Annotated in this window: 15 protein-coding genes; 2 read left to right on the top strand and 13 right to left on the bottom strand. The window is 64.4% G+C overall.

What is annotated here, in order from left to right:
• Nucleotides 1-14: 14 nt before the first annotated feature.
• Nucleotides 15-839, bottom strand: a complete 825-nt coding sequence (locus ABIB90_RS29120; RefSeq protein WP_354201818.1) for an NAD-dependent epimerase/dehydratase family protein — start codon at nucleotides 837-839, stop codon at nucleotides 15-17.
• An 89-nt stretch (nucleotides 840-928) separates the two neighbouring features.
• Between ABIB90_RS29120 and ABIB90_RS29115 the strand changes: the two genes are divergently transcribed.
• A complete protein-coding gene (locus ABIB90_RS29115; RefSeq protein WP_354201817.1) occupies nucleotides 929-1,906 on the top strand; it encodes an SMP-30/gluconolactonase/LRE family protein in 978 nt (325 codons plus the stop codon).
• Between the two features lie 154 nt (nucleotides 1,907-2,060).
• Here ABIB90_RS29115 and ABIB90_RS29110 read toward each other — a convergent pair whose 3' ends face one another.
• Nucleotides 2,061-3,491, bottom strand: a complete 1,431-nt coding sequence (locus tag ABIB90_RS29110; protein ID WP_354127748.1) for an aldehyde dehydrogenase family protein — start codon at nucleotides 3,489-3,491, stop codon at nucleotides 2,061-2,063.
• 207 nt (nucleotides 3,492-3,698) lie between these two features.
• Entirely contained in the window at nucleotides 3,699-6,062 is a 2,364-nt protein-coding gene (locus ABIB90_RS29105; protein WP_354201816.1) for a thiamine pyrophosphate-binding protein, read from the bottom strand.
• Nucleotides 6,063-6,195: 133 nt separating this feature from the next.
• On the opposite strand from ABIB90_RS29105, the gene ABIB90_RS29100 reads away from it, so the two are divergent.
• Complete coding sequence (locus ABIB90_RS29100) at nucleotides 6,196-6,657, top strand: Lrp/AsnC family transcriptional regulator (protein ID WP_007593935.1); 462 nt, start codon at nucleotides 6,196-6,198, stop codon at nucleotides 6,655-6,657.
• Between the two features lie 4 nt (nucleotides 6,658-6,661).
• On the opposite strand, the gene ABIB90_RS29095 is transcribed toward ABIB90_RS29100, so the two are convergent.
• The 10 genes from ABIB90_RS29095 to ntrB form a co-directional block, all read right to left on the bottom strand.
• The gene (locus ABIB90_RS29095; RefSeq protein ID WP_354163131.1) at nucleotides 6,662-7,741 is read right to left on the bottom strand and encodes a zinc-binding dehydrogenase; all 1,080 of its coding nucleotides are present in this window, start codon (nucleotides 7,739-7,741) and stop codon (nucleotides 6,662-6,664) included.
• A 59-nt stretch (nucleotides 7,742-7,800) separates the two neighbouring features.
• Entirely contained in the window at nucleotides 7,801-8,742 is a 942-nt protein-coding gene (locus ABIB90_RS29090) for a DMT family transporter (RefSeq protein ID WP_354201815.1), read from the bottom strand.
• Between the two features lie 185 nt (nucleotides 8,743-8,927).
• On the bottom strand, nucleotides 8,928-9,767 hold the full coding sequence (locus tag ABIB90_RS29085; protein WP_354201814.1) for an aldo/keto reductase: 840 nt from the start codon (nucleotides 9,765-9,767) through the stop codon (nucleotides 8,928-8,930).
• Between the two features lie 45 nt (nucleotides 9,768-9,812).
• Entirely contained in the window at nucleotides 9,813-10,715 is a 903-nt protein-coding gene (locus ABIB90_RS29080; protein ID WP_354201840.1) for an SMP-30/gluconolactonase/LRE family protein, read from the bottom strand.
• 232 nt (nucleotides 10,716-10,947) lie between these two features.
• The gene (locus ABIB90_RS29075) at nucleotides 10,948-13,653 is read right to left on the bottom strand and encodes a nitrate reductase (protein WP_354201813.1); all 2,706 of its coding nucleotides are present in this window, start codon (nucleotides 13,651-13,653) and stop codon (nucleotides 10,948-10,950) included.
• 15 nt (nucleotides 13,654-13,668) lie between these two features.
• Complete coding sequence (locus ABIB90_RS29070) at nucleotides 13,669-14,886, bottom strand: NAD(P)/FAD-dependent oxidoreductase (protein WP_354201812.1); 1,218 nt, start codon at nucleotides 14,884-14,886, stop codon at nucleotides 13,669-13,671.
• Between the two features lie 10 nt (nucleotides 14,887-14,896).
• Nucleotides 14,897-15,325, bottom strand: coding sequence for a globin family protein (locus tag ABIB90_RS29065; RefSeq protein WP_354201811.1), 429 nt, complete (start codon nucleotides 15,323-15,325; stop codon nucleotides 14,897-14,899).
• Nucleotides 15,326-15,444: 119 nt separating this feature from the next.
• On the bottom strand, nucleotides 15,445-16,836 hold the full coding sequence (locus tag ABIB90_RS29060) for an MFS transporter (RefSeq protein ID WP_354163145.1): 1,392 nt from the start codon (nucleotides 16,834-16,836) through the stop codon (nucleotides 15,445-15,447).
• A gap of 338 nt (nucleotides 16,837-17,174) precedes the next feature.
• Nucleotides 17,175-17,969 carry an ABC transporter ATP-binding protein gene (locus ABIB90_RS29055; protein WP_007593952.1) on the bottom strand — a complete coding sequence of 265 codons (795 nt, stop codon included), beginning with the start codon at nucleotides 17,967-17,969 and terminating at the stop codon, nucleotides 17,175-17,177.
• Between the two features lie 11 nt (nucleotides 17,970-17,980).
• Complete coding sequence (gene ntrB, locus ABIB90_RS29050) at nucleotides 17,981-18,877, bottom strand: nitrate ABC transporter permease (RefSeq protein WP_007593954.1); 897 nt, start codon at nucleotides 18,875-18,877, stop codon at nucleotides 17,981-17,983.
• Nucleotides 18,878-18,881: the final 4 nt, after the last annotated feature.

The following is an 18,881-nucleotide window of genomic DNA, read 5'->3' as shown; positions in this document are numbered from 1 at the left end:
TTGCGAATGCGCTCCTACCGCTTATTCCAATCGATGATGCGGCTTGTGTCGCCGTCGAACTCGTTGCTGCAGAACGCGCCGCCCTGATAGTGATCGCCGATCGGATCGGGCTTCAGCTTGGCCTGCTCTGCCATCGCATGCGCCACGTGGTCCTCGGAGCGCCCCGTCGGACGGTAGCCGAACTCGTAGGCGCGGTGGTTGTCCCACCAGGCACGCTCGTTCAGGGACACGCCGTAGAAGATCTCGAAATGAATGTCGGGATGCTCGAGCCCGATCTGGCAGAGCTGCACCAGATCTTCCGGCTTCAGCCAGATCGAGATCCGGCGAAGGTCCAGCGGCACGTCGCCGAAATTGCCAATGCGAAGGCAAGTCACCTTCAGGCCATGCTTGTCGGCATAGAGCGCGCCGACCGCTTCGCCGAACACCTTGCTGACGCCATAGCGGCCGTCGGGGCGCGGGGTCACATCGGTGCCGATCTTGTGGTGGCGCGGATAGAATCCGACGGCATGGTTCGAGGAGGCGAACACCACGCGCTTGACGCCCTTGCGATACGCTGCCTCGAACAGATTGTAGCCGCCGATGATGTTGGCCTGGAGGATGTCGTTCCAGGGACCTTCGACCGAATAGCCGCCGAAATGGATGATGCCGTCGACGCCCTCGCAGATCGCCTCGCACTGCGCCAGGTCAGAGAGATCCGCCGCCTTGAATTCCTCGTTCGCGCCGAGGTCCTTCGGCGGGCGGATATCAGAGAGCAGCAGGTCCGGATAGATCGGCGGCAGCAGTTTCCGCAGGCGCGTTCCGATCCCGCCCGAAGCTCCCGTCATCAAGATACGCGGCATGTCTTTCCTCGCCTTTGGCAACCAATTTGCGGTCACATGTCTCTAATGATAGCAGGATTGTCCAGAGGGAACGAAACGAGAGAACCGACATGAATGAGGCATCGTCCCATCCCCAGGAGCGGCCAGGCTGGCGGCCGGCGAGCTACTATCCCGATCCGGCGATAAAGGCACTCGATCCCCGCTTCGAAAAATACTGGCTAAAACTCTCGGCGGTGGAGCGGCTGACGACCGGCCTGCGCTGGGCCGAGGGTCCGGTGTGGTTCGGCGATGGTCGCTATCTCCTGTGCAGCGACATTCCGAACCAGCGCATCGTCAAATGGGAAGAGGAGACCGGCGCAGTCTCGGTGTTCCGCAAGCCCTCCAATTTCGCCAACGGCAACACCAGGGATCGCCAGGGTCGGCTCGTCACCTGCGAGCATGGTGGGCGCCGCGTGACCCGCACCGAATATGACGGCAGCATCACCGTGCTGATGGACTCGTTCGGCGGCAATAAACTCAACTCGCCGAACGACGTCGTGGTGAAGTCCGACGGCGCGGTCTGGTTCACCGATCCAACCTTCGGCCTGCTAGGCAATTACGAGGGCTACAAGGCCGAGCCGGACATTGATCCGAATGTCTACCGGCTCGATCCCACAACCGGTAATGCGACCATCGTCGCCGAAGGCGTGCTGGGTCCGAACGGGCTGTGCTTCTCGCCGGACGAGAAAATTCTTTATGTGGTGGAATCGCGCGGCGTGCCGAACCGCAAGATCCTCGCCTATGACGTCTCGGCGGATGGCACCACGATCTCGAACAAGCGCGTCTTCATCGACGCAGGCCCGGGCACGCCGGACGGCATGCGCTGCGACATCGACGGCAATCTCTGGTGCGGCTGGGGCATGGGCGATCCCGAGCTCGACGGCGTGGTGGTGTTCGCCCCCGACGGCGTCATGATCGGCCGCATCGCACTGCCCGAACGTTGCGCCAACCTCTGCTTCGGCGGCGTCAGGCGCAACCGCCTGTTCATGGCGGCGAGCCAGTCGATCTACGCGTTGTATGTGAACACGCAGGGCGCGGTGGGGGGATAATTTTTCCTCCGTCGTTGCGAGCCCGTAGCCCGGATGGAGCGAAGCGCAATCCGGGACAGTCCCCGCATTCCGCTTCGCTCCATGCGGGCTACGAAAAAATAAAAACGCCGGAGCGGTGGCCGCTCCGGCGTTTTGTTGGTTCAGGCGATAAAGCCTACGCCGCGTTGAAGCCCGCAACTGCCTTCACTTCTAGGAAGTCCTCGAGGCCGTACTTGCCCCACTCGCGGCCGTTGCCGGACTGCTTGTAGCCGCCGAACGGTGCGCTGCGATCGTTGGGCACGCCCTGCAGATTGACGTTGCCGGCGCGGATCTGCCGGCCGACGCGCTTGGCGTCCTCGACGGAAGCACCCGTGACGTAGCCGGCAAGCCCATAGGGCGTGTCGTTGGCGATGTGCACGGCCTCGGCTTCGTCCTTGGCGCCGATGATGGTGAGCACCGGTCCGAAGATCTCTTCACGCGCAATCGTCATGTCAGGGGTGACATCGGCGAAAATGGTCGGACGGACATAGAAGCCCTTGTTGACGCCTTCGGGCAGGCCGGGGCCGCCGGCGACGAGCGTTGCGCCCTCATCGATGCCCTTCTTGATCAGGCCCTGGATCTTGTCCCACTGGCCGCGGTTGACCACCGGACCAATGGTGGTGCCTTCGGCGCGCGGATCGCCCGCCTTGGTCTTGTCGGCGACCGCCTTCGCGATCGCGGCGACTTCCTTCATCTTCGAGGCCGGCACGATCATGCGCGAGGGCGCGTTGCAGGACTGGCCGGAGTTGTTGAACATGTGCATCACGCCGCCGGTCACCGCCTTCGTGAGGTCGGCGCCTTCGAGAATGACGTTCGGCGACTTGCCGCCGAGTTCCTGGCTGACGCGCTTCACGGTCGGTGCGGCGCGCTTGGCCACGTCGATGCCGGCGCGGGTCGAGCCGGTGAAGGAGATCATGTCGATGTCGGGATGCTCGCTCATGGCGGCGCCGACCTCGGGGCCGAGACCGTTGACGAGATTGAATACGCCCTTCGGCACGCCGGCTTCATGCAGGATTTGCGCGAAGATCAGCGCCGAGGTCGGGGTGAACTCCGAAGGCTTCAGGATCATGGTGCAGCCGGCGGCGAGCGCGGGCGCGACCTTGCAGGCGATCTGGTTGAGCGGCCAGTTCCAGGGCGTGATCATGCCGACCACGCCGACCGGCTCGCGCAGCACCATGGCGGTGCCGACCGGTTCCTCGAAATGATAGTTCTTGAGCACGTCGAGCGTGGTCATGAGGTGACCAAGGCCGGCGCCGGCCTGGAGCTTTTCGGCCATCGGCAGCGGCGCGCCCATCTCGTCGGAGACCGCAGCGCCGATCTCCTTGAGGCGGCCCTTGTAGATCTCGATGACTTTCGAGAGCAGCGCGACGCGCTCGTCACGGCTGGTTTGCGAGAACGTCACGAACGCGCGCTTGGCGGCGGCAACGGCTTTATCAACGTCGGCCTTGGAGCCCAGCGCAACCTCGTACATCGCCTCTTCCGTCGCCGGATTGACCACGGCGGTGGACTTCTTGACGGCGGGATCGACCCAGGCGCCGTCGATGTAGAACTGCATGCGATTGACCATAGTGAACCTCTTCTTGGGGGCTTGGAGGGGGCGTTTCGGCAGGCATCCTTGCACGAAAGCGCCGGCAATTGAACCCGCCATATGCGGGGCCAGCATTGCGGCGGACGGAGGTTATATGAGCCGATGGCGGAGGGGTGGCAAGGTCTCGCCTCACTCACGATGTCATCCCGGCCTAGTGCCCATTGCGCGCTAGGCCGGGATGACGAACTACACCGCCATCTTCCGATGCAGCACCGGCGCGCCGGTGGTGAGGCTTTCGGCCGCATCGATGATGGCGTTGGCGTCGATGCCGTAGTGGCGGTAGAGATCGGCGATGGTGCCGGTCTGGCCGAACTGCTCGACGCCGAGTGCCTCGACGCGATGGCCACGGACGCTGCCGAGCCAGCCGAGCGCCGCCGGATGTCCGTCGATCACGGTCACGATGCCGCAGTCGCGCGGCAGCGGCGCGAGCAGTTTTTCGATGTGGCTGAGATGCTGCACGCCGCGCCGATCACGGCGCAATCTCCGTGCGGCGGTCCACCCCGCATGCAGACGATCCGCGGACGTGATCGCGAGCAGGCCGATGTCGCGCCGGCTCTCGCCGATGAAGCCGGTCGCCTCGATCGCTTCCGGCGCAACGGCGCCGGTATAGGCGATGACGGCTTCGGCATTGGGGCCCGGCTTGCGCAGCCAATAGGCGCCGTCGGTGATGCCCTGCGCGAGCTCCGGCGTCATGATCCGCTGCGCCTGCTCGATCGAGCGCGTCGAGAGCCGCAAATAGACCGAGCCGCCCTCGCCCGGATCGCGCTGCATATGGTTGAAACCCCACCCCATGATCACGGCGAGCTCGTCGACGAAGGCAGGCTCGAACGAGGCGAGGCCGTCCTGCGCCATGCCGATCAAGGGCGTCGCGATCGACTGGTGCGCGCCGCCTTCGGGCGCCAGCGTGATGCCCGACGGCGTTGCCGCCACCATGAAGCGTGCATCCTGGTAGCAGGCATAGTTCAGCGCATCGAGACCGCGCTCGATGAAGGGATCGTAGAGCGTGCCGACCGGCAGCAGCCGCTCGCCGTTGATCTGGTGCGACAGGCCGAGCGCCGAGAGCATGATGAACAGGTTCATCTCTGCGATGCCGAGCTCGAGATGCTGGCCCTTGGGCGAGAAGTCCCAGTTGAAGGTGGATGGAATTTTCTCGCTGCGGAATAAGTCCGCCTTCTCGCCGCGCGCAAACAGGCCGCGCCGGTTCACCCACGGACCGAGATTGGTCGAGACGGTAACGTCAGGCGACGTCGTCACGATGCGCCTGGCAAGCTCGCTGTCGCCGCGCGCGATCTCGTTCAGCACCAGCCCAAAACCCTGCTGGGTCGACATCTGCGGCGCCGGCTTGAAGGCGAGCTGCGACGGCACCTCGATAACAGGCGCGGTGAGCCGGCGGCCGTCCTGGTTGAACGGCACGCGCGCAAGGAAGGCGTCGAACTCGGCGGAACTTTGCGCGAGGCCCTCGTATCTGTCCCACTCGTGTCCGGGCCGGATGTTCTGGCTGTCGCGATATTTCTCCATCTGCGCGACCGTCATCAGGCCGGCGTGATTGTCCTTGTGGCCCTGGAACGGCAGGCCGACGCCCTTGATGGTGTAGGCGATGAAGCAGACCGGGCGATCGTGGTCGATGGATTCGAAGGCGTCCAGCATGCTCGCCATGTCATGGCCGCCGAGGTTCGACATCAGCGCCAGCAGCTCGTCGTCGCCGCGCCTGTCGATCAGTTTGGTGATGGGGCCCTGATCGCCGATCTCATCGTGAAGATGTTTGCGGAACGCCGCGCCGCCCTGAAAACACAAGGCGGCGTAGAGCGCGTTCGGGCAATTGTCGATCCAGCGCTTCAACGCCTCGCCGCCAGCTTCGGCAAAGGCCTCGCGCATCAGGCGGCCGTATTTCACGATCACCACGTCCCAGCCGAAATTGCGGAATACGGTCTCGAACTTTTCCCAGAGGCCTTCGCGGACGACGGCGTCCAGCGACTGCCTGTTGTAGTCGACCACCCACCAGGTGTTGCGCAGGCCGTGCTTCCAGCCTTCCGCCAGCGCCTCGAAGATGTTGCCCTCGTCCATCTCGGCGTCGCCGACCAGCGCAATCATCCGCCCTTCGCGGCGATCCTTCATCCAGCCATGTGCCTTGACGTAGTCCTGCACCAGCGAGGCGAACAGCGTCTGCGCGACGCCGAGGCCGACCGAGCCCGTGGAGAAATCGACGTCGTCGACGTCCTTGGTGCGCGAGGGATAGGACTGCGCGCCCTTGAAGCCGCGGAAATTCTCCAGCTTCTCGCGGCTCTGCCGGCCGAACAGATACTGGATGGCGTGGAACACCGGGCTCGCATGCGGCTTCACCGCGACGCGATCCTCGGGCTTCAGCACGTGGAAATACAGCGCCGACATGATGGTTGCGAGCGAGGCCGACGAGGCCTGATGTCCCCCAACCTTGAGGCCGTCCGCGTTCGCGCGGACGTGGTTGGCGTGATGGATGGTCCATGACGACAGCCACAGCGCCTTGCGGGCGAGCGCGGTCAATGTGTCGAGGCGGGCGATATCAACGGGCATGGCAATGCTCCCGGAAAACAGGTGCCGATGATACCCCTGCCGGAAGCGCCAAACTTCTCAATTTTTCGCGCAGTACCAGCCCATATTGGGATATCTTACCAATCGGATCGGTAAAAACGACAGGTTCATCCCAATGCCCGCCCTCGACGCCATCGACCGAAAAATCCTCAGCTACCTCCAGAACGACAGCCGGCTGACCATGCAGGAGCTGGCCGATAAGGTCGGGCTGTCGGTGTCGCCCTGCCATCGCCGGGTCAAACTGCTCGAGGAACGCGGCGTCATCTCGCGCTACATCGCGACCGTCGACCAGAAGGCGCTGGGGCTGCATGTCAGCGTCTTCATCTCGATCAAGCTGGCGCGGCAGAAGGAGGAGGACCTCAACCGCTTCGCGCGCGCGATCTCGAAATGGGACGAGGTGCTGGAATGCTACCTGATGACCGGCAACCGCGACTATCTTTTGCGCGTCGTCGCAGCCGACCTCGCCTCCTACGAGACCTTCCTCAAGACCAAGCTGACCCGGCTCGACGGCATCGCCTCGATCGAGTCGAGCTTCGCGCTCAGCCAGGTGAAATATTCGATCGCGCTACCGGTGTGAGGCATCATCGCCACGGCTGCACGATGATCTTGGTGTGCGCTTCAGGATTGGCGAGATCGGCGAAAGCCTTTGCGACGCCATCGATGCCGATCTCGGCCGTCACCATCGCAGCCGCATCCACCTTCCCTTCCGCGATCAGGCGCAGCGAAGCTGCGAATTCGTCCGGCGTGTAGCCGAGCACGTACTGAACGTTGAGCTCCTTCATGATGCCGAGCATGGGCTCGCTCCTGTCGGTCTCCATGCAGACGCCGACCACGACGATCCTGGCATCGCGCGGCGCGCCTTCGAACACCTGCTGCAACAGACCAGGCACGCCGACGCATTCGAAGATGATCGCGGGCTTCAGCGCGGGCAGCATCGCCTGGAACGGCGGGCGCGCCGCCTTTTCCGCGTCCGACATTTGCGCATGCTCGGCCCAGATCGCATAGGGCTGCGACACCCTTGGATCCACGACGATATCGGCGCCGAGTTTTGCCGCAAGCGCGCGCCGCGCCGGCGAATAGTCGGCCGCGACGATCGGATGCAGGCCCTTGAGCTTCAGCGCCGCAATCACCGCGAGCCCGACCGGGCCGCAGCCGATCACGAGCGGCACTTCGCCGCCTCGGATATTGGCCTTGGCGACGGCGTGAACGCCGACCGCGAGCGGTTCGGTGAGCGCGGCATGCTCCGGCGCGAGACCGTTGGGTACCTCGAGCAGCAGCGCTTCGCTCAGTAGCATCGCCTCGGCATAGCCGCCAATATTTTCGTTGGAATAGCCGATGCCCTCGATGCCCTGCGGCGTCACGAGGGCCGGCAGCGAGCACACGCGCGTGCCCGGCTTGAGCTTGCGCACAGTGCCCGGGCCGAAATCGACGATCTCGCAGCAGAACTCATGGCCGAACACGACGTCGCGGGCGAGGTCCATCGGCTTGCGGCCGGTCTTCCGCGCCATCTCCACCATGCGGTGGGCGTGCTGGCGCGCATGCAGGTCGGAGCCGCAGATGCCGCAGGCGAGCGTCTTGACCAGCACCTGGCCGGGGCCGGGCTTTGGCTCCGCCATCCGGTCGACGACAATCTCACCGTTCCTGAAAATCGCAGCGCGCATTCGGCTCCTCCCGGCTTGTTGGAGCCATTGATAGCACGAAGCGGACGCGTGAACTTGCGTCAGGGGTTCGGGGAACGCTCTTCCATGATCAGGAGCTGGGCGCGACGGATGCGCTCCCGATGGGCGATGTAGAGGCCGCTGGCGACGATGAAGGCTGCACCGGTGACGGTCCAGATATCAGGCACTTCGCCGAACAGGAAGAAGCCGAGAATGCTGACCCACAGCAACTGCGTGTAGGAGAACGGCGCCAGCACCGAGGCATCGCCGTAACGATAGGCCAGGACGATGATCCACTGGCCGACGGTGGAGGCGACGCCGATCACGATGCCAAGCCCGATCGCGGTCCAGGTCGGCGTGACCCAGACGAACGGTACCATCAGAGAGAGGATCGCAACGCCCGTCAGCGCCGAATAGGCCATCGTGGTGAGGACGGCTTCGCGCCCGCTCATCATGCGCGTCAGGATCAGCGCCGCAGCCCAGCAGAACGCCGAGACGATCGGGAAGAACGCGGCGGCGTGAAACGCGCTGGAGCCCGGGCGCAGGATGATCATCACGCCCGTCAAGCCGATCCCGGTGGCGATCCAGCGGCGCATGCCCACCTTCTCGCTCAGGAACACGATCGAGAGCGCGGTGACGAACAGTGGCGAGACGAACCCGGTCGCGGACGCTTCCGCGATCGGCAGGAAGCTCAGGCCGGTGATGAAGAACAGCGAAGAGCCGAGCAATGCCGCGCCGCGCATCAGCTGCAGGCCGAGGCGCTCGGTGCGCATGGCATGAAGCGGCGAGCCCGGCAGCATTACGGGCGTGAACATCAGCGCGAACGTTACGAAGCGGATCCAGGTGATCTCGATCGACGGCAGGCTCGACGACAAATATTTCGCGGTGACATCGGAGCAGCCGAGAAAGATCGTCGACAGCAGCACCAGCGCGATGCCCTTGAAGGGATGATCGACGCGCGCCGGCGCGCGGCGCGCCTGCGGCTTCTTTTCCGGCATGGACATGGGAATACTGTCGAGCCTTGCGGCTGCGGCGGGCGGCGGGGTCACGGCTGGAACCTAGGAATGCGAATCGGGAATGATCGTTAAAAACGATAATTGCGCCGCTTTCACAACTTCCGAAAACAGGATGCCGATATGCGCTCACGTCCGCGCGCGTCAAGACTCCATTAAGAATAGGCGTTTGTGCACTACAGCATGGGCGGACCGCGCGGCTTCAGACCGCGTGGAAACGCCGCATCGAGCGCCGCAATCTCCTCTTTCGTCAGCACGAGATCGCCGGCCGCGGCATTTTCACCGGCGTGTTCCGAAGACGACGCCTTCGGGATCGCGAACACCGTAGTTGCACGGGTGAGGAAGCTCAGCGCGACCTGGCGCGGCGTCGCGCGACGCGCCTCCGCGATGCGCGCCAGCACGGCGCCGCCCTTGCTGCGCGCGTCCGGAAAATCGTCGTGACCGAACGGCGAATAGGCGACCACGGCGACACCATGCTGTTCGCACCACGGGATCACCGCGTGCTCGATCGCGCGTTCCCTCAGATGATAGAGCACCTGATTGCAGGCGATGCGGCCTTCGCCGGCAGCGTCGAGCATCTCGTCGAGATCATCGGCATCGAAATTGGAGACACCCCAGGATTTGATCTTGCCGGCCTTCACCAGTTCCTCGAACGCGGCCACAGTGTCCTCCAGCGGATACGAGCCGCGCCAATGCAGCAGATAGCAGTCGAGCCGATCCGTCTTCAGCCGCTTCAGCGAGCGCTCACAGGCGGTGATGGTTCCGCGGCGCGAGGCGTTGCTCGGCAGCACCTTTGACACGAGGAACACCTCGTCGCGTCGCCCCGCGATCGCATCGGCAATGACGAGCTCGGCGTCGCCATACATCTCGGCAGTGTCGATGTGGGTCATGCCGAGATCGAGCCCGCGCTGAAGCGCCGCGATCGCGCGCTTGCGATCGCCGTGGTCGAGATACCAGGTGCCCTGCCCGATGACAGAGACGCTGGCGCCGGTTTTGCCGAAGGGGTTCGTGTTCATATTTGCTCCGATACCACTCGTTCGCTCAGGCAACCGCCATCGAGCTCAAGAGTTCAATCCGCCGATGTCAGCGACCAGTACGCTACCGGTCGCAGATTCCGTGATGTAGAGCTGATCTTTGTTCGCGCCACCAATCGCGACATTGGTGCAGTTCGGCCCGGCACACGACTTCACCCGCGCGATCAATTCGCCGTTGGGCGCGAACACGAAGACATGGCCGAGCGATGCGTGGCCGACGAACAGACGGCCCTTGGCATCCATGGTCAAGCCATCGGGGCCGCTGGTACCGAACAGCGAACAGAAGCGGCCGACCTTCGACACGCTGCCGTCCTTCATGAAAGGCAACCGCCACACCGCGTTGTCGCGCGTCATCGCGACGAACAGCACGGTCTCGGTTGGATCGAGCACCAGACCGTTCGGACTGATGCCGGTGTCGATCAGGCAATCCAGGCGGCCGCCTGGCGTCAGGCGATAGACACGGCCGCTGGGGTCATGCAGGCCGGTCTGCCCCTGGTCGGTGAAATAGATATCGCCGTTGGACGCGAGATGCAGGTCGTTGCAGCCGCGGAAGGATTCCGAATTGCGCGAGGTCAGCACCGGCGCCACGCGCCCCGCGTTGGCGTCGAACTCCATGATGCCGTGCCTGTAGTCGGCGACCAGGATGCGGCCGTCGGCCGCGATTTTCAGCCCGTTCGGCCAGCCTTCATATTCAATCGCCAACGACCACTCGCCGTCGGGCGCAATGCGGAAGATCCGGCCGAACGGAATGTCGACGATGTAGAGATTGCCATCCCTGTCGAACGACGGCCCTTCGATGAAGGAGTCCGTCGGCACGCCCGGCCGGTTGGCATCGGCCCAATCCGTCCGCTCGCCTTTGCGGCGGAATTTGTCTGGCATGGCGGAAAAGAGCCTGGTCTCGATCAGGCGCGGCGGCGTTTCCAGGTACATCATTGTTTTTTTGTCGTTGTTGATGGGAGAGCGCGGCACCATAGGGCACAATCGCGGGGACGTCGATTGGGCCGAGGCATAGCGCCCCGCCCTCGCTGTCATTCCCCGCGAAGGCGGGGAATCCAGTACGCCGTGGCCTCTCCGCTTGATCACCGGCGTCTCGGCGTACTGGATCGCCCGGTCAAGCCGGGCGATGACGGCGGAGTATTCGGCGACGACCGAGAAAGCGCCCCTACCCCGCCGCGCCCGCACGCTTGGCCTGCATCGCCGGTGCCACCTCGGTGGTCGCGATCAGGCGCTTCAGCTCGGGGATACAGGAGCCGCAATTGGTGCCGGCCTTGAGCTTTGCGCCGATCTCGGCGGCCGTGCGCGCGCCTGCGGCGATGGTGTCGCAGATGGTGCCGCGGCCGACGCCGAAGCAGGCGCAGACGACGGGGCCGGTCGAAGCCGCGCCCTCGCTCGACTTGCCGGACAGCAGCATGCGCCGCTGCTCGTCGGTGACATTGTCGGCCACGAACAGGCTCTTCACCACCTCCCAGTCGCCGGCGTCATGCGCGGGGCCGACGAACAGGCAGGTTTCGATGCGGTCGCCCGCAAACGACGCTGCGCGATAAACGCCGCCGCCGAAGTCGCGATAGTCGGCGACGTCCTCGCCGGCAACGCCTTCGAGCCAGGCCGGCCAGCGCGACAGATCCGCATTGTCGGCGAAGAGATAGCCGAAGCCGCCGGCAACAGTGACGCGGGTCCACATCAGGTTCGGCGGCAGCTCCAGCTGCTTGCGCGACAACGCAAAGCCGCGGAAGACGTATTCATAGGGCGAGATCGCGGCCGGTGTCGCCTTGGACTCCGGCTGTCCCGAGAACGGATCGGTGAACGGTGCGACCAGCGCCCCCACGCGACCGTGCGAGGCGTTCATCGCACTCCAGTGGATCGGCGCGAATAGCGTGCCGCGCTGCTGCCGGTCGCTGACGACGACCTTGAGGGTGCACTGGCCGTAGTCGGTGGTGATGCGGGCATAGCCATCGTGGACGACGTTGTATTTGTTGGCGTCATCGGGATGAATCTCGACGAACGGCTCGGGCAGATGCGCGCTGAGCCGCTGGCTGAGGCCCGTGCGCGTCATGGTGTGCCACTGGTCGCGGATGCGCCCGGTGTTGAGCCGCAGCGGCCGCGACGGTCCGGTCTCGCCACGCAGCGCCGGCATCTCCGGCGCGACGAAGCGGCCCTTGCCGTCATTGGTGAAGAACCCGCCCGCCGCGAAGAAGCGCTCGCCGGGCGCCTCTCCTTCGCGTGCGGGCCACTGCACGGGCTTCAAGGCATCGAAGGCTTCATCCGACAGCGTGGTCAGCGCGCCGATGTCGAAGTCGCGGCTGCCATCGTTCTCGAACGCGGAGAGCGCGGCGTGCTCGCGAAAGATGTCGGCTGCGGATTTGTAATTAAAGCTGTCGCCGAAGCCGAGGCGCTTTGCGGTTTCGCTCAGGATCCACCAGTCCGGCCGCGCCTCGCCGGGCGCCGGCAGGAACGAGCGCTGGCGCGAGATCCGGCGCTCGGAATTGGTCACGGTGCCCGACTTTTCGCCCCAGGCGAGCGCGGGCAGCAGCACGTGCGGTCCGACCTCGACGGTGTCGTTGGAGAGCACGTTCTCGGAGACCACGAACAGCTCGAGCTTCTTCAGCGCCTCGCGCACGAAGTCGGCATCGGGCAGCGAGACCGCGGGGTTGGTGCCCATCACCCAGAGGGCCTTGACCTCGCCGCGGTTGATGGCTTCGAACAGCTGCACCGCCTTCAACCCTTCATGGGTGGCAATGCGCGGCGCTTTCCAGAACCGCCGCACGCGATCGATGTCGGGCGGCGTGAAGTTCATGTGTGCGGCGAGCTGGTTGGCGAGGCCGCCGACCTCGCGGCCGCCCATCGCGTTGGGCTGGCCGGTGAGCGAAAACGGCGAGGCACCTGGCTTGCCGATGCGCCCCGTTGCGAGATGGCAGTTCAAGATCGCGTTGACCTTGTCGGTACCCTGCGCCGACTGGTTGACACCTTGCGAGTACAGCGTGACGACGCGGGGCGTGTCGCGGAACATCTTGAAGAAGGTGGCAACGTCCTGCTCGGAAAGGCCGGTCGCCAGTGCGGTCGCGGTGACGCTGCCGGCAATGCTGCGGGCGCGCGCCAGAGCGTCGTCAAAGCCCGACGTGTTTTGCGCGATGTAGTCCTGATCGAGCGCACCATTGTCGGCGAGGTGAACGAACAGGCCGGAAAACAGCGCCGTGTCGGTGCCGGGCTTCAGACCCAGGAACAGATCGACGTCGGTCGCGGTGTCGGTGCGGCGCGGATCGATCACGATCATGCGGGCGCCGCGCTCCCCACGGTTCTTCAACATGCGCTGGAACAGCACGGGGTGGCACCAGGCGGCATTCGAGCCGACGAACACCAGCAGATCGGCCTGGTCGAGATCCTCGTAGCAGCCGGGTACGGTGTCGGCGCCGAAGGCGCGGCGGTGACCGGCGACCGAGGACGACATGCAGAGCCGCGAATTGGTGTCGACGTTGGCCGTGCCGACAAAGCCCTTCATCAGCTTGTTGGCGACGTAATAGTCCTCGGTCAGCAGTTGGCCCGAGAGATAGAATGCGACCGCGTCGGCGCCGTCGCGCGCGACGATGTGCTTCATGCGGTGGGCGACGTGATCGAGCGCATCGCTCCAGGCGACGCGTTCGAGCACGCCCTTGCAGCGGATCATCGGATAGAGCAGCCGGCTTTCGAGCCCGACGGTCTCGCCGAGCGCCGAGCCCTTGGAGCACAGCCGGCCGAAATTGGCAGGATGATCGGGATCGCCTGCGATCGCCGCGCCGCCCTTGCCGTCTGGCGTCGCCAGCACGCCGCAGCCGACGCCGCAATACGGACAGGTCGTCTTGGTGGCGCGGAGCGTGGGATCGATCGCCGTCATATCAAGCCGCCTCTATCAAGCCGCTTTGGAGGGACGCGCGAGCGCGCGGCCGAATATCATGTCGGCGCGGATGGCCGCCACCTTTTCGCGATTGCGGATCAGTTCGAGATACCAGAGCGCATCGACGGTATCGCCGATCAACAGAGCGCCAGTGAGCCGGCCCTCGGCGATGACGAGCTTCTTGTAGGTGCCGCGCCTGCGGTCTGACAACACGAGGCTCTCGCTGCCCTCCCCGCCCATGAAGTCGCCGGCGGAAAATACGCTGACGCCCGACACCTTCAGATTGGTCGAGACCACGCTGCCCTGATAGGCCGCGGGACGGCCGGCAAGGTGTCGCGCCAGCACGCGTGCCTGCTCGTAGGCGGGTTCGACCAGGCCGTAGCAGATGCCGCGATGCTCGGCGCATTCGCCGAGCGCGTAGATATCTGGTGACGCCGTCTGCATCTCATCGTTGACGACGATGCCGCGATTGACGGCGATGCCGGCGTCCTTTGCGAGCGCAATGTTGGGCCTGATGCCGGCGGCGAAGATCACGGCATCGGCCTCGATGCGGCTGCCGTCGGCAAGCTCGACCGCTTCGACATGACCCTCGCCATGGATGCGGGCTGTGGATGCATTGAGCAGGATGCGAATGCCCTTGCGCTCGACCAATGTCTTGAGCAGGTCGGCGGCGGGGGCATCGAGCTGGCGCTCCATCAGCCGGTCCATCAGGTGCAGCAGCGTCACGGGCGCTCCGGCCTTGGCGATGCCGTAAGCCGCTTCGAGTCCGAGCAGACCGCCGCCGACCACGACGACGCGCTTCCTGGCGGCAGCGAGCGTCAGCAGCAGATCGACGTCGCGGGTGTCGCGAAAGGTGTGCACGCCGGAAAGGTCGGCGCCGGGCACGTTGAGCCGCAGCGGCGTCGAGCCGACGGCGAGCACGAGCTTGGAGTATTCCATACTCTCTTCGCCTTCGATCTTGAGCTCGCGTCGGCCGGTGTCGATCTCGGTGACGCGATAGCCGTAGCGCACCGTGACGCCGCGATGGCGCCACCAGTCGGCGGGCCGGAGCTCGATCTCGTGCGAACCGGTTTCGCCGGCCAGCACGGAGGAGAGCAGAACGCGGTTGTAAGCGAGCCGCGGCTCTTCGCCGATCACGGCGACCGCGTAGCGGCCGAGCGAGGTCTTGGCGAGCTCGTCGACCAGACGCGCGGCCGCCATACCGTTACCGACGATGACCAGCGGTTCACTCACAACGCATCTCCTATTCGGCGGCCTGCGGCTGTGCGCCGTAGGCCTCGGAAATCATGTAGCCGGACAATACGCCGTAGGCGTCGGTCCAGGCGGTAGCCAGTTCGGGCGTCCAGGCTTCGCCGAGGCCCTTCTCCAGGGTCCACAGCAAGGTCGCGCCGACCACCGGGTAGTGCTCGGCCTTGGCGCCGTAGCCGACGTGACGCTTCGCAAGCGCCGAGGCCGCGGGAAGAATCGAGTCCAGGTTCGACAGACCGCCGACGACGGCGGCGAGCATGCCCATCAGCTTCTTGCGCTGCTCGGTCATGTCCTCGGGAAACATCGCGCGCACGGACGGCGCCACCTCGAACAGGCGATCGTAGAACAGCACCGCGGCCCGCGCGGAAATCGGCGCGACCTTGGCAAAGCTCTGTTGGACGAGGGTGATCTGTTCTGGCGTCATGATGTTCTCCTGCCTGTTGGGTTTGCCTTGGTGCGCGCCATTGCGAACCAGGTTCATTGTCAAACTGTCGGGCAATGCTTCTCCCCGCGTACGGGGAGAAGCGAGATTCGTACCAAGTGTTAAACTCGCGCGCCGGCAAGGCTTGAGGCGCCCTCACCTTGCGGGCTGCGACGCAGATAGAACCACCAGGTCAGCGCGAGGCAGGAGGCGTAGAAGCCGAGATAGATCGCGAGCGCGAGCTGCGGCCCGCCGGTCAGCGCGATCGACTTGCCGAATCCGGTCGGGATCAGATAGCCGCCGACTGCGCCGACCGCGCCGATGAAGCCGACCGCGGCACCGCTCTCGATGCTCGCCGTCTTCAAGGCGACCGCGCGCTCCGCATCGCCCTTGCCGCGCACCCTGAACAAATTCTGCTCGCGGAAGATCGAGGGGATCATGCGGTAGGTCGAACCGTTGCCGATTCCCGTCGTCACGAACAGGACCAGGAACATCGACAGGAAGCCGATGAAATCCTTGTGCCCGACGAAATAGAGCACGCCGATCGTGGCGCCTGCCATCACGATGAAATTCCAGAACGTGATCACCGAGCCGCCGATCCTGTCGGCAAGCCAGCCGCCGAGCGGCCGCGACAACGAACCGACCAGCGGTCCCAGGAACGCGATCGCAATTGTGACTTGCGGGAACTGGGTCTTGATCAACAGCGGAAATGCAGCCGAGTAGCCGATGAAGGAGCCGAACGTGCCGATATAGAGGTACGCCATAATCCAGGTATGCTTGCGCTTGACCACGGCGAGCTGGTTCTTGATCGACGACTTGGCCGTGGTCAGGTTGTTCATGAAGAACACCGCGCCGAAGACCGCGATCGCGATCGGCAGCACCCACATCAGGCCGGCGTTCTGAAGAAAGACACCATCGACTGGCGTTGCCTGGAACAGGTTGATGACGGCGAGCGTCATCAGGATCGGAGTCAGCAGCTGCACGCTGGAGACGCCGATATTGCCGCCGGCTGCATTCAGTCCCAGCGCCCAGCCCTTCATCCGGTCGGGGAAGAAGAACGAGATGTTGGTCATGCTGGAGGCAAAATTGCCGCCGCCGAGACCGGCGGTCGAAGCAATCAGCAGCATCAGCCAGAACGGCGTGCCGGGCTGACCGACGAAATAGGCCAGCGAGAGCGTCGGAATGAACAGGATCGCCGCGCTGAAGATGGTCCAGTTGCGGCCGCCGAAGGTCGTCACCGCGAAGGTGTAGGGAAAGCGCATCAACGCGCCGATCAGCCCGGGCACAGCGACGAGCTGGAACAGCTGGTCGGTGGTGTAGTGGAAGCCCGCCTGCGGCAGTTTGGTGGTGACGATGCTCCAGATCAGCCAGACCGAGAAGCCGATATGTTCGGCCACGATCGACCAGATCAGGTTGCGTCGCGCGATAGTCTTGCCAGTCGCATTCCAGAACGCCTCATCTTCGGGGCGCCAGTCTGAAATCCAAGTCTGATTACCAGTCGGACTCTTCGTCATTGCAAAATCCCTTCCAGGCTCACCGCTGCGTCGTTGCAGGCTCAGCCTCCGGCCACGGAGGCGCGCTCCGAGGCTTCACCCCGGTGGCGAGTTACGATGCTGATTGATGATGTTGAGGGACGTCGTCGTTGGCGTCGCGGTTGGTGCTTCAATTTCCGTGCCAACTGCGCGCATTCCGGAAACGCAGGAAATTCAGGAGGTTGTTCGAAGTGCTCCGAATTTTCGCAGGACTATTTCGCACGCAAATTTTGCGATTCGCTCAATCCCTGTGCGGCGCACAAGGATTGAGCTTGATGATTCAAAATTAGGCGTTGCGTCAGCACCTGTTGGTGACGCGTTTACGCGGCCTCGACGAAGCGATGACGCTCATAGAGGAATTCGAGCACGCGCTGCCGGCACTTCAAGTAAGTGGTGTTGGTCGCGAGCTCGAGCCGCTTGCGCGGGCGCGCCAGCGGCACCTCCAGCACCTCGCCGATGCGCGCGCTCGGCCCGTTCGTCATCATGACGATGCGGTCGGACAGCAGCACCGCCTCGTCGACGTCGTGGGTGATCATCAAAATTGTGTTGCCGAGCTTCTGATGCAGCGCCATCACCGAATCCTGCAAATGCGCGCGGGTCAGTGCGTCGAGTGCGCCGAAAGGCTCGTCGAGCAGCAACACTTTCGGCTCCATGGCCAGCGCGCGGGCAATGCCGACGCGCTGCTTCATGCCGCCAGAGATTTCCGAGGGCCGTTTGTCCTTGGCATGGGCCATCTGCACGAGGTTGAGATTGTGCATGACCCAGGCGTCGCGTTCGGCGCGCTTCTTGGTCTTGGCGAAGACCTTGTCGACGCCGAGCCTGACGTTCTCGTACACGGTCAGCCACGGCAACAGGCTGTGGTTCTGGAACACCACCGCGCGATCCGGTCCCGGCGAGTTCACCTCGCGGTTCTCGAGCAGCACGCCGCCGGTGGTGGCGTTGGTCAGGCCTGCGATGATGTTGAGCAGGGTCGACTTGCCGCAACCGGAATGGCCGATGATCGAGACGTATTCGCCCTTCTCGATGGTGAGATTGATATCCTTCAGCACCTCGGTAGAGGCAGCGCCGCGGGTAAAAATCTTGTCGATGTGGTCGAGCTTCAGATAAGCGGTCATGTGCTTCCCCTTCAGTTCAGCGCGGTGCCGCGGGTGACGATCTTGCCGGCACCCGCGATCAGGCGGTCGAGCACAAAGCCGATGATGCCGACATAGAACAGCGCCAGGATGATTTCGCTGATATGCGAGGAGTTCCAGGCGTCCCAGATGAAGAAGCCGATGCCGACGCCGCCGATCAGCATTTCCGCGGCGACGATCGCGAGCCAGGACAAACCGATGCCGATGCGAAGCCCCGTGAAGATGTAGGGCGCGGCCGCCGGAATCATGATCTTGGCGAAGAATTCGAGCGGGTTAAGCTGCACCACCGCGGCGACGTTGCGATAATCCTGCGGGATGTTGCGGATGCCGACCGCGGTGTTGATGATGATCGGCCAGATCGAGGTGATGAAGATGACGAAGATCGCCGAGGGCTGGCCGTCGCGGAACGCGGCGAGCGACAGCGGCAGCCAGGCCAGCGGCGGGATCGTGCGCAAGACCTGGAACAGCGGATCGAGCCCACGCATCGCCCAGACCGATTGCCCGACCAGCACGCCGAGCGCGATGCCGGCAATCGCCGAGAGCGAATAGCCGAAGGCGACGCGTTGGAGGCTAGCGGAGAGGTGCCAGAACAGCCCCTTATCGATGCCGCCGTGATCGAAGAACGGATCGAGGATCAGCTCCTTCGTGTCCTTGAACACCTTCGACGGCGGCGGCAGTGCCGAGCCGGCGCGGCGGCAGACCAGCTCCCACACCAGAAGCAAGAGCGCGATCACGACCAGCGGCGGGATGACGCGCACGGCGGTCTCCCGCGCCATCCGCGCGTAAGTCTCCGAACGCGGCGGCCGCTTCGGTGTCATCGCGACGACCGGCGCGGCAGCGCTCGCGGGCTTCGCGGTCTCAACCTCGATCTTGGTGGCGGGCATGTTCATCGCA

The organism is Bradyrhizobium sp. JR4.1, from assembly GCF_040548605.1.
In the GTDB taxonomy this organism is placed as follows: Bacteria; Pseudomonadota; Alphaproteobacteria; order Rhizobiales; family Xanthobacteraceae; genus Bradyrhizobium; species Bradyrhizobium canariense.
The sequence above is the reverse complement of the archived record's forward strand: the minus strand, read 5'-3'. Positions and strand labels throughout refer to the sequence as shown.